The 12,314-nt window shown below is 43.6% G+C and carries 5 protein-coding genes; all 5 read right to left on the bottom strand.

Annotated elements, in window-relative coordinates; genetic code table 11:
- Nucleotides 1-50 precede the first annotated feature (50 nt).
- Nucleotides 51-737, bottom strand: a complete 687-nt coding sequence (locus HXT48_RS01780) for an L-threonylcarbamoyladenylate synthase (protein WP_012914390.1) — start codon at nt 735-737, stop codon at nt 51-53.
- 113 nt (nt 738-850) lie between these two features.
- Nucleotides 851-1,765: a peptide chain release factor N(5)-glutamine methyltransferase gene (prmC, locus tag HXT48_RS01775; protein ID WP_288231185.1), complete on the bottom strand. Its 915-nt coding sequence runs from the start codon at nt 1,763-1,765 to the stop codon at nt 851-853.
- A gap of 39 nt (nt 1,766-1,804) precedes the next feature.
- Nucleotides 1,805-2,902 carry a peptide chain release factor 1 gene (prfA, locus tag HXT48_RS01770; protein ID WP_012914392.1) on the bottom strand — a complete coding sequence of 366 codons (1,098 nt, stop codon included), beginning with the start codon at nt 2,900-2,902 and terminating at the stop codon, nt 1,805-1,807.
- Nucleotides 2,903-3,041: 139 nt separating this feature from the next.
- Entirely contained in the window at nt 3,042-3,254 is a 213-nt protein-coding gene (gene rpmE, locus HXT48_RS01765) for a 50S ribosomal protein L31 (RefSeq protein ID WP_004118797.1), read from the bottom strand.
- Between the two features lie 157 nt (nt 3,255-3,411).
- A complete protein-coding gene (locus tag HXT48_RS01760; RefSeq protein ID WP_421793122.1) occupies nt 3,412-12,228 on the bottom strand; it encodes an InlB B-repeat-containing protein in 8,817 nt (2,938 codons plus the stop codon).
- Nucleotides 12,229-12,314: the final 86 nt, after the last annotated feature.

Genomic DNA, 12,314 nt, shown 5'->3' with positions numbered 1-12,314 from the left:
TAGCGATTTGTTAGTACCAGAAATTTAGTACCAGAAATAAGTTAATAAACTTACTCACTTAACGCATTACGAATTTCGCACTCCGAAATCACACCTTCGCGCAAAATCACAATGCCGTCTTTATCGTTTGAATCCGCACCAACTACAGTGCTTGCCACGTGCGAGCGAGTCGGGCCTGCGTTCAAATACAGTGGAATTTCGTTGCCGAAAGCCGCAAATGCTTCTTCCACACTGTCTGCACTTTCGTTACCGCTGCGATTCGCGCTAGAAGCAGCCAGTGGACCGGTGACTCGCAAAATTTGCATTAATTCCGGACAATCCGGCACGCGCACGCCTTGAGTTGATTCGATTGCTTGAGTTGTTTCAGTTTCTTGAGTTTTCTCATCAGTCTCATTCGTTTTGCACAGCGTTGCAAGTTTGGACGCAACCGAGTCCTTCTTAGCGCGCGCAATCGGAGAATATCCACCCGGAAGGAACTTTTTGCCTAAAATATCCAGCGGAGACGGCAAATACAGCCCAAGTTTTTCTAAATCTTCCACTCCGCTCATTAAAATTTGCAACGCCTTCGTGCGCGGTCTGCGCTTAAGCTCGTAAATTTTTGCAACTGCAGCTTCGTTAAACGGGTCGCAAGCAACGCCGTATACGGTGTCAGTCGGCACTACGATTACGCCACCCTCATTAATAATTTGCGCTGCCATTTGCAGTGATTCTTCGTTAATCGTGCAAATTTTACTCATTTTTAGCCTCTTTTGTTGCTTTTATTTATCTTGTTGCTTTTGTTTATTTGCTTATTTTATTCTGTTTGAGTCAAATCTTTCGTTTGAGTAAAGTCTTTCGTTTTAGTCAAATCTTACTTTTGCGCAAAAGTGTATCGCGGTCTGCCAGTTAAGTCATTTCCAACGCGCGCACGCGAAAAACCTACGCTTTCCGCATACTTTTTAAGCGCATCTCCTTGCGAAATATCGTGCTCCATAACCATCGCTCCCCCAGACTTAAGCAGCGCAAAAGCCGCACGCATAATCTGCTCCGGAATAAGCAAGCCGTCCGCAGAACCACCATAAAGCGCAACCGGCGGATCGTACTCTCGCACTTCAACTTGTTCTGGCACTTGACTTTCCGGCACGTAAGGCGGATTCGTTATTACTAAATCTACTTTGCCGCAAATTGCGTGAAGTTCCGGCGTGCAATCCGAAATATGCGATTTGGTTGCGTCTGCAAGCACAGCATGATAGCGACTGAAAATCTGAATATTTTCCCACTTTTTTGCAGTTTCTTCGAAATTTTTTTGCAAATATTGGAAAGCTTCAGGAGATTTTTCTACAGCCCATACTTGCGCGTCTGCAACTTCCGCCGCAATCGACAATCCAATTGCGCCCGATCCGGCGCATAAATCGACTACCGTCAGCTTGCTAATACCAGACTCTCTAAGCCAATCCAATCCAGCTTCAACAACAATTTCCGTTTCCGGCCGCGGTACAAAAACGCCCTTACCAACTTGCAAATCCAAGTAACGAAAAGGCGCGCGACCAACAATATGCTGCAACGGCTCACGAGAAGCACGCCTAGATACAAAATCGCTATATTTACTAGCATAATCTTGCGAAAAATCGGTTAAATCGCCAAGTATTAGCGCCTTGTTCAGCTCAGCTAAGCTTACGCCGCAAGCATGAGCCAGCAGCAAGCGTGCATCATATTCTGCTGACTCCACGCCTGCAGAATCAAGCTTTTTAACAGCATCGCGCAAAACTCGCAAAAGTTCTTGCATTTTAAGAATTGCTTGGTTATTTCAGTAATTTTACTTGACTTACTTGGCTTGCGCTAAGCGGTCAGCTTCATCCGCCTGAATATCACTGTCGATAACAGGCTGCAAATCGCCGTCAAGAACCTGATCAAGATTGTAAGCCTTGTAATTCGTGCGATGATCCACAATACGATTTTCTGGGAAATTGTACGTGCGGATTCGCTCAGAGCGGTCGAGTGAACGCACCTGTGAGTGGCGCATATCCGCCGCTTCTGCTGCCTCCTGCTCGTGCTTCATGGCAAGCAAACGAGACTTTAACACGCGAAGGGCTGCCGCACGGTTTTGAATCTGCGATTTTTCGTCTTGCATGCTAACAACAATTCCGGTTGGAATATGCGTCATGCGGACCGCGGAATAAGTAGTGTTCACGGACTGTCCACCAGGGCCGGAGCTCATGAAAATGTCGATCTTCAAATCTTTTGGATCGATTTCGATTTCGTCGTCATCTTCGTCTGCTTCTGGGAACACGATTACGCCAGCTGCGGAAGTTTGAATACGTCCCTGCGATTCCGTAACTGGGATTCGCTGCACGCGATGCACTCCGCCCTCATACTTCATGCTTGCCCACACGCCATCTTCTGGAGCAGGCGTACCTTTTGCTCGAATCGCAAGCTGCACGTCTTTTACGCCGCCAAGTTCCGTTGAATTTTCGCTTTGGATTACGGTAGTCCATCCGCGCTTTTCCGCGTAACGCATGTACATACGCAATAAATCGCCAGCAAACAAAGCCGCTTCTTCGCCGCCTGTGCCAGCTTTAATTTCCATAATCATATCGCGCGCATCATCCGGATCCCTAGGAATTAATGCAGTGCGAAGCTTTTCTTTTGCTGCTGGAATCTGCTCTTCTAAGCGCTTAGCTTCTTCAGCAAAATCTGGGTCATCGCTTGCCATTTCGTTTGCGGCTTCAAAGTCGTCGCAAAGCTGTTTGTAATTTAGGTAAGCGTTTACGATTGATCCAAGTTCTGCGTGCCTACGACCGAGCTTACGAATAGCATCCGGATTTGACGCAACTTCCGGGCTTCCCATACGACTTTCAATATCGCGATACTCTTCTAACGCGGTAACTGCTGCCGGGAATTGTTCCTCTACTGACTCAGCCATCATATTCCTTTGTAGTCACGCTTAACGCGGATTGTAAATCAAAAATTTAAATGTTAAATATTAAACACACATGTTTAGCACATAAAACGCCAGCCCCGATTCCGCGAGTTACACGAAAGCAGGGCTGGCGTCACAAAAGCTACTTAGTCTTCTTACCGTAGCGCTTCTCGAAGCGAGCCACGCGACCGCCGGTGTCGAGAATCTTCTGCTTGCCGGTATAGAATGGGTGGCACTTTGAGCACACGTCAACCGTCATGTGATCGCCATCAGCGGTAGAACGAGTTACGAAAGTGCTTCCGCAAGAGCAGGTAACCTGCACTGCGTGATAGTCGGGATGAATACCCTGCTTCATAATGTCTCCTATGGAATTCGGGCGACCCGGGTCGCAAAGCCCCAATAGCTAAGCGTGAACCGGAACCTTCGCAATTCTAGTCACCACCCTCGACGCGCTTATAATCCGCATAAAAATGGAGCGCATGAAAAATTCAAACGCTCCAAATTTAAATAAATTATTTATTATTGCGACGCTTGCGATGGTGTTTGCCAGTCTTTACAACCGCGAGACCAATTGCTGCGATTGCTGCCGACAAAATACCAGCGGATGCAGAAGAAACCGTATTGCTACCAGTTTTAGCTAATTCCGGCTTTGCTTCAGCAGTTTCTTTTACATCCTTTTCTTGCTTCTTTTCATTCTCAATAGTTACGTCATATGAAGTATAAGAATCAAGAGAAGGAATAGCTTGTTCAGGCGTTGGAGCAGGTTTGCTCTCAGAAATCACATCAATTTCAACAGTAATTTCCGCTTCGCGACCATACTTGTCGGTAGTAGTAAACGTTAGCTCAACTTTCGGCTTGCCGTCAACAATCTTAGGCGTGCCAGAAATCTTGCATTCAGTACCAGCGCAATTTGCGTTAATGCCGTTTACAGAAGTTAAGCCTTGAGCAACTAACTCGTTAATAGTTACTTTCTTGCCGTCTACTGTAACCGTTGTGTTATTAACATCTCCTTCAGTCATGTTTTGCAATCTGAAGTTCGTTAAAACACCCTCGCGAGCAGAACCACTAAACTTAAACTTCATAGGAGCCATCTTCTCGAAGTTTGCAGTAATAATGGTTTCAGTTTCTGGGAATACCATTGCAATATCAGCGTCAGTAATACCAGCTTGCACAAGTAAATTCTTCAAAGCTTCAATAGTTGAGTGTTGTGAATTACGAATTATTTTTGCCGTATATGACTTTCCTAATGTTTCAGCAACAATAGCCAATCTATTACGACTTGCTTCATAACTCATATTCTCGTTATTTATAGCTTCAGCAAGAATATTCTTTATAGCCGCAAATGTAGAATTCTTAGATTTGCGGATTACATTAGCTGTAAACGACATGCCATAGCGTTCAGCAATCTTAGCTAATGTTTCACGCTCAATATCAGTTGATTTGTGGTTATCAGCACTGTTATAGATGGTATCAATATGTTTAGAGTAAGATACTTCATCCCAATTCTTGAATATGTAACCTTTGTTAGCAAGAACGTCTGGAATATAATTCTTTATTTCAGACATTCTATCTTTACGCACCCAGTATGTATGCATTGGTGACTGCATAGTTCCGCCATTGCCAGCTACATACGTTACCTTTGTATAGTTTTCTAAAATGAACTTTCCTGCTTGGCTGCCAGCTGAAGGCAAATCTCGCTCTGCAATCACATTCGGAAGCACTTGAATAGGTACATTTTCATAACGTACTATCTTTGCACCCTTCTTATTTGGATCAGATGTTTCAACCTTCACTCTAACGGTAGTAATTCCAGGCTTCGCAATTCGAACAGAATTTGCACCGGAAGAATAAACTACACCAGCACCGTGCATGCCCGCAATCTCTAGGTTATTAGGATCAACACCAGACACAAGCTCATCAGGAGCAGGAACTTCATCTCCAACACTCTTAACAAACTGAGATACATTCACAGGCATATCAGCAATCTGATTTGCAACATATACGCGAATTTGTCTATTCTTATTTGTGTCAGTTGACGGAACAGGCTTGTTGCCTGCATCATAAACTTCCCACTTGCTAAAGCCCTTAAGCTGTTGCTTTAACTCATTAGTTTTATTATTAACGTCATTTTCATATGTAGCACTATCGGACTTAAAGTAGATAACTTTCGGTTTGTATGAGCCATCATCCCACTTCCTTCCGAAAGCTGGTAAGAACACATACGGCACGTAGTTATCTGGAATTTTCTCATTACTCTTCGCGTCGATGATGTTCATCACCTTTTCATACACTGCTTGATATGTAGTATTTTCAGAGTACTTTAATTTACGAATCTCATCATTCGTTAACAACTTTTCACCATTCGCGTTTTGCACATCAACGCTAGTTGCAGATGCTGGTTCACTTACCATCAAAGTAGTGACAGGAATTGTAGATTGATTTACTAAGCTTCTTTTTGCACGCGAACGAGCATCAGAATTATCATTATCAACAAAATTCTCAAGCTTCCTCCAACCTTTGAACACGTAATGGTATCCATCAGCGTCATAATCACTTCCAACAGCTTGTGGAGCTTTTACGCCCGTAACATCGTCTTTAAGAACGTAGTACAGCTTAGTAGCATCTTTATCAAGGCTGCCCTGATCTTTATGATCAACTTGATTGGCATTTATAAAGTTGACCTTAACATACTTCTCTTGATTGAGAACAAGGTCACGCTCTGCTGCAACACCAGTAAGAGTAGTTTCAGTAGTAGTACCAGGCTGAGTACCTGCCTCATTCTTCGGTAGGCTCTTATCGTACATCAGCTGGTAAATCACCTTTAAGCGTCCTACAAGTCTATAAGTCTTGTAATCTGCTGCATCCTTATACTTAACTGTAACTTTCAAAGGAACAGTGTACAAAGCAGGTTTCTTAAGCATCTTCTGCTTTAATGTATTTTGTTCAGCTTCAGTTGGTAAATCATATTCGACTTTTATGTCTTCTACACCATTATTCATAGCAGCATCTGCTTTGAGTTGAGGCATATTAGTTATAAAATCGGTTAACTTCGGAAGCGAATCTTCCTTACCTTGCACAGCAACCAAGTAATCAGCCTGCACTGTTGGCTCTGTCCAAGGAGTTTGATCTGCAACGAACTCTTGGAATGGCTCGTTGACTTTCCACTTGTTGTCAGAGTCAGCGACATTTGGAATTGAATCAACCTTCTTACCATCGTTAAGCATGCTGCTTCGAGACCAAGTTCCCTTAGCGCCAGTTAGCTGATCATTAAGCCAAGCTAATGCGCCACTTCCTTCTTTTGTAATCTTCTCAAGATCAGTGCCCTTCTTTACGTAGAACACTTTAGGGCCGCTTGTGCCATCCTTCCACAATCGCCCTGGAGCAGGCTTGAAGATTGCGACTACAGCATCCTTAGGAACTTCACCACCGTCAGAAGTGCTAGAGAAGTATTCAATCTTCTTGTAAACAGCGGTGTAAGTTTTGCCAGCATCAACTTTCACCGTAATATCTTTATAACGGCTTTCAGAATCTATATCAAACTTCTGCTCTGGCTTAGGCGTCTCGGCAGTAGGCTTTACGACTTCCGTTGCCCAGCCCTTGAACACATAGTAGTAATTATCTTGACCGTGATCCTTACCGAAGGCTTGCGGCACGCGGATTCTAACTTCCTTACCCTTATAAACGTACGCAGTAAGAGTAGTTTCTCCGCCAGCAGGATGATTAGCATTATCTCCATCGTGACCAACAATAGTGCCTTCATCATTCTTGCCGGTAAAAGTAATCGGCGCATACTCGTCAATATGCGCTTTGCCGTAGTTGCTAGTCTTAAACTTATCCCAATCGCTTGCGTACACCAAATCTGGCAGCACGCGGTACAGCACTTCAGCTTCAGCACTGTTATCACCAAGCTTCACTTGCACTTTAATCTTGTGCAAGCCTGGAGTGTTGTCAAACTTTTCACCATCAGCAAAGCTGAACTTAGCACCATCTGGATAATCACCAGCATTCGTTATAAGCTTCTTAGCATCATCACTATTTGCAATACTAATATTCTCAGTTGGCTTAAGCACTTGCGGAGCTGCAGCAACAGGAGCTTTTAGCTTGAATTTAGCAGTGTAAATTACCTCAGGACTGTTCTGCTCTTCGGAGCGAATCGGCAAGCGACTTACGCCATCAGCATACTGAAGCGTATGCGAGCCAACTTCAGACGAACCGACTTTTGAAGTCCAACCAACAAACTCAAATCCAGGCTTTGCTTTCACTGTTGGAAGTGGCATCTGGTATGCCTTCGTGCCCTTAATTGCGTCGTACACAAGAGCAGAGCCGTCAGCTACACTATTATTTTGCCAGTCAACAACGCTACCCATAGAGCCTTGCTTATCATCCACTTTGAACACGTAGCGCGTGTAGTTGGTTGGGCGATACTGATTATCGTCCTGGCGCTTAAGCACGCGAACGTCTTTATACTTGAAGGTGATTGTAGGGATACCGTTAGTCTGCTTACCTTCGCTATCAGTAGTATAAATAATATTCTTCTGCGTAGTTTCCGGCATAAAGCCTTCAATCGGCTTATAGAATGCTACGTCATAGTTTCTATTTACAGAGCTGACTTCGCTTTCTGGAAGAAGCTCCTTGCCGTTTTGATCAATATACTTTACCTTATACTTGCGCGTATTGTACGTTTGGTAAATAAACTCGCCAGTATTCTGACTCTCATCACTCGAAGCTTCAAAGCTCGTGAAATGCTTATCTGGGAAGTGCGTTTCGTCACTGTAGACTGCTTCAGCATTGTAGCGCAAATGCTCGCGCAAACCTGAAACCGTTTGAGTAGAAACGTGGTCAACCATCGCGGCTTTTTCTGCGTCTGAAAGACCCTCTTTGTTATAGTCAGCAAACGTGTACCCTGGCTTTAAGAATATGTGCTTAAAAGTACCGTTGTAGCGAGTATCCCTAACCCACACTGCATCAAGCTTTATATCTTCTACTACTTTATTGCCAAAAGCGTACGGCAAAGTTTTGCCGTTCTTAGTAATTTCCCAACCGTAGAAGTCGTAGCCCTTACGCGTTGGAACCTTTATATCATTCTTTTCGTCAATAACATTGTAGCGAGCGAACTCTTTTTTCTTAACTACATCTTGGATAGTATTGCCGTTTTCGTCAGTTCCAGGCATATGGTAGTCAAGCGTCACAGTGTGCTTAATATTAGTTGGCTTACCCCAGGCAGCGTAAAGCTTAATGCCGTTGACTGGCATTGTAATATCTTTGTTTTCGCCATTTATAAACTGAGTACCAGCCTGATCAACAGCCCAGCCTTTAAACACGTAGTCTTTTGGCAAATTTTCAGGACGAACGATGGAGTAAGTCTTGCCGTTAAGTGTGAATGTGTACTTGCCATCGAACTGAGTTGCGGTGTTATCACCACCATCTTTAGTTACAGAAGCATCATAAGATGTATCGTTTCCGTATAAATCTTTGTCTTCGCCCGTCAAATCTTTTTTGCCGCGCTTAGTCAAGCTATACTCGAACGGCAGGCTCTCTTTAGCAGAGCCATTGCCGTCCTTTATAGCATTGCCATCCGCATTATAAAACTGCACATCGTACGACTTGCGGTTGTACCTAAATTCAAGTAGTTTGTTAGTTTCAAATTCAGTTGCATCACCAGAATAATCTTCTTGTTCATCTACTGGAACGCCCCTATACTTTCGAAATGCTAAATGATACTTTTTAGCAAAAGCATTCTTCTCATCATCACTTAAATCATCCCAATTCCCATGACCATGAGATTCGTTATACCACTCTTCCCGATTATCTTCAAAGTCGAATGGATCTAACGAATCACCAACTTTTGTCTTATCATAACCATCAGCAGGATTAAAACCTGCAATAGATGGAGCTGTATATAAATAACCCGAATTGTCAGTATCATCTTTGCTATATGAATCAGTTGAAAGCTCATAATCATTGTCGCCTATATCATCGCCACCGTTTTTAGCAGACGCAATACTTTGCTTCCTAATAATCACCTGTATAGGCGCACTTTTACTACTGATATCAGCAGTAAGCAGACGCTGATTATCTTTTAGCTCGTATTGCTGTGCACTAGGATTCGAAGGGTCATCGCTAATTCTAGGTGCTATGCCAGCACCATTCTTAAGATCAACACGCAAACTAGGGTCAGCGAATTCTTTTTTAGTAAAACGATACGGAGGAGTGTCACGATAGCAACGTCTATCATCTCCTGCATATCCAAGTGTCCAACCTAAAGAGCCTGTGTTTTCTTTATTAAAATCTAATTCATTTACATCAGGCCAAATATCAGTAAGCCTTTGACCGTAACGAACATTTACGCGGTAACCTTTATGGTTAATTGCATTACCGCTGTCATCTTCGTTTTTGTCATCATACTCATCTGAGCAATTGCCGCCGCCAGCATAGCAATAAATAGTTGTTTTGCCGTTTTCGTCTTTTCTTTTTATAGCAGCATTGTTTAAGCTATCATTTTTTATACCAGCAGGCTTAGCAAAAATAAGCTCGTAAGTATTGCGGTCGTAAACTAAGTTAAGAGTGTTGTTTAAGTCGTTCGCGCAAAGCTGCGATTTACTGCGTTTGCCTAAATCTGGGCGGTCAGGCACAAGATCATATTCAGCACTGTTAAGCTTTTTAGTAAGATCCTTATTCACATGGAAGTAGCGCGTAAATAAATCCTTGCCTTTGTTTTTAGCGTCACCAGGATTCTTAGTATCATACTCTCCTAAGCTTGTTACAGGCGTATCGTTCATCCAGTTGAACTTTGAAATTAAGCCAGTTTTATGGTCAGAATCTTTTCCCTGCAGCTCTTCTTTAGTTAAGCCAAGCTCTGGGGCACTTACATAATCATCCGCGCTTGTTCCATTAAGAGCATTAGCGTCCTTAATAACGCCGGCATCATCCATTTTATTAAGCGCAACTTCACTGTCTGTCTTCACATTCTTGCGCTCAACAAGACCAACAAAGTCGTAGTTTGCAAGCGAATCCGGATGCTCTTTATCAACCAAATCAGCTTTTTGCACCCACACGTTCACGCGGTAGCTAGTAGTATTGTTCGCTTCCCAATTAGCGCGGAATTGCACATTGTGATCCGGCATCTTGTAGTCATCAAGAGAAACAATAGTATTCTCAGCATAAAGCGGATCACTCTCTTTGCTAGGATCTACTAAAGACCATCCTTTAAAAGTGTAACCGCGCCTAGTTGGGTTCGTAACTTGTGGCACATCTTGCTGGTAATACACTTTTTGAGCAGTAACATCCGTGCCGCCATCAGAATCGTACGTAACTTCATACGCTTTACGGTAGTAGCGAAGGTTCAAAACTAGCTTGTCTTTTTCATCTTCAGAATCCGAAAGCGGCGAGCTAATAAGATTATGCTCCGGTTCATAGCCTGGGATGTACGTTGAAACAGCTGTTACATCCGAGCCAACTGTGCCCGTAATCTCCGTAACGTGTATTTTTTCAGTAGTGCCATCCTTATGCGTTACAGTAATTACTTTACCTATACCCAAATTAGGAGCATCGATAAAGTTATCCTTATCCTTAAGATCCTGCACCAAGTGACGCACATAGTACTTAGCTGTTTTAGGAGCGTAGTTGATATTCAACTCGCCGTAGTACTGAATGCCGTCTTTTGCTTGTGGCTGAGCAGACGATGAAGATTGCGTAGTTGTCGTTGTTTGAGATGACGAAGTTTGCGGAGCTTGAGCGCCGTTATTGCCTCCAACAGCCTGCCTTTTCTTTACAGCGTATTCTTTAATAAGATTTTTGTCTAGACGCAAGTAACGAACAGCGTCCGCATTCGTACCGTCGTCAATAACGAACTCGTTTTTATCGTTTTTAATGTAGTACTGGTATGTGCCTGAATGATATACAGATGGGCGGTATCCAGCAGCCTTTGGAAGCTCAATGTACTCGTACTTGCCATCTTTGCCTAGATTATCGAAGTCTTCTTGATCAATTGTAAGCTCATACGGCTGCACAAGCTGCTTATTCGCAGCTCCGCCAATCGTATAGCGAATTTGCAAATTATACGTAGCTTTTGGCTTTTTGTCGGTTTGTACCTGTTCGTTGGCTTGCTCTGTGTTTTCAGCAGTTGGATGCTGCTCATTCGGCTTAATTACCTGGCTGTTTGGATCAGTTGCTGCGTTATTAGTTGTTGTGCCAGCGTTCGATGTAGAAGCAGGTGAAGGATGCTCATTGTTCGAAGCAGGCGTAGTGCTTTTCTCTTCGCCTGAGACGTTTGCATTTGCACCTTGTGCAGTTGTATTTTCTGTACTTGGGTTCGCTGTAGTTCCAGCACCAGCGTTAGACGCTGTACCTGTTGAAGGTGCAGGAGCAGACGGTGCAGTCGTATTATCTACAGTGTTCGCAGTCGGAGCTGCAGACGCATTATTTGCAGACGGTGCAGTCGAGGTTGCAGGCGCACTTGTTGTAGTAGTTACACTATTCCCGTCGGAAGCACCATCGCCGCTCTCAACAGACCTACGAACACGCCCCTTTGGCGCATTTGCATTACTTAATGCAGGAGCATTTTCTGCGTGAGTGCTTGAAGATTGTGCGCTTGTATTCTGCACTGGCGCAGGCGCACTTACTGCAGCAGATACAACAGATCCAACGGCATTTACCGTATTTTCAGTAACATTTGCCTCTGAACCTGAAGTTGCATTTTTAATCTCAGAAATATTTGTATGCGTAGCAGACTGAACACTATTAGAAGCTTTATTAGAATTTGCAGACTCAATATTCTTCGCATTTTGCAAATTCTTCGCATTCTGCAAAACACGTGCATTCTGAGCGTTCTCAATAGTCTCATAAGAATGTCCGAAATTAACCTGTTCTGAAGAACTGCCTAACTGCGAGTCAATTTCGCGCTGTTGTGCTTCTTGTTGTTGCGATTCGTGCTGTTTTGCTTCACTCTTACTTATTTCACGCTGCTCAATCTCACGCTGTTGTGCTTCACGCAACTTTTGCATTTGTGCATCATGCCGCGCAAGCTCTACAAACTTTTGAATTTGTGCACCCTTATTGAGTACGCCAGCACCCCAACGCTGCATGTTCAATTCTTCTACATCAGGCTTACCTTTGCCCATTTTTTGCGTCATATTAGACGCATCGATAATATCTTTTTGAGTAGGCTGAAGCGCGGAAGCTACAACAGATGGCAGCATCATTGCCAAAGTTGAAGCAACAGCAACTCCAGCAACTCCCTTATGCAAAGCACGAGAACGCTTCACCGCATGAGCCTTACGAAGTGTTCTTCTTGGTGCCACATCACCGTGTAAATCTTTACGCTCTGCCATTATTTCTCCTCACTCCAACCAATTTCAAGTAGACCACGCATACTTATAAATCTTCATATGTACTATACATGAATACAGTATATGGG

The sequence above is a fragment of the Gardnerella sp. KA00127 genome (genome assembly GCF_049244125.1).
Lineage (GTDB): Bacteria > Actinomycetota > Actinomycetes > Actinomycetales > Bifidobacteriaceae > Bifidobacterium > Bifidobacterium swidsinskii.
This window is presented reverse-complemented; position numbering and strand designations above follow the sequence as displayed.

Bases quoted from the DNA above. Each gene is read 5' to 3' on its own strand.
- prmC (WP_288231185.1), bottom strand. From the start codon at position 1,765: ATGCAAGAACTTTTGCGAGTTTTGCGCGATGCTGTTAAAAAGCTTGAT.
- prfA (WP_012914392.1), bottom strand. From the start codon at position 2,902: ATGGCTGAGTCAGTAGAGGAACAATTCCCGGCAGCAGTTACCGCGTTA.
- HXT48_RS01780 (WP_012914390.1), bottom strand. From the start codon at position 737: ATGAGTAAAATTTGCACGATTAACGAAGAATCACTGCAAATGGCAGCG.
- HXT48_RS01760 (WP_421793122.1), bottom strand. From the start codon at position 12,228: ATGGCAGAGCGTAAAGATTTACACGGTGATGTGGCACCAAGAAGAACA.
- rpmE (WP_004118797.1), bottom strand. From the start codon at position 3,254: ATGAAGCAGGGTATTCATCCCGACTATCACGCAGTGCAGGTTACCTGC.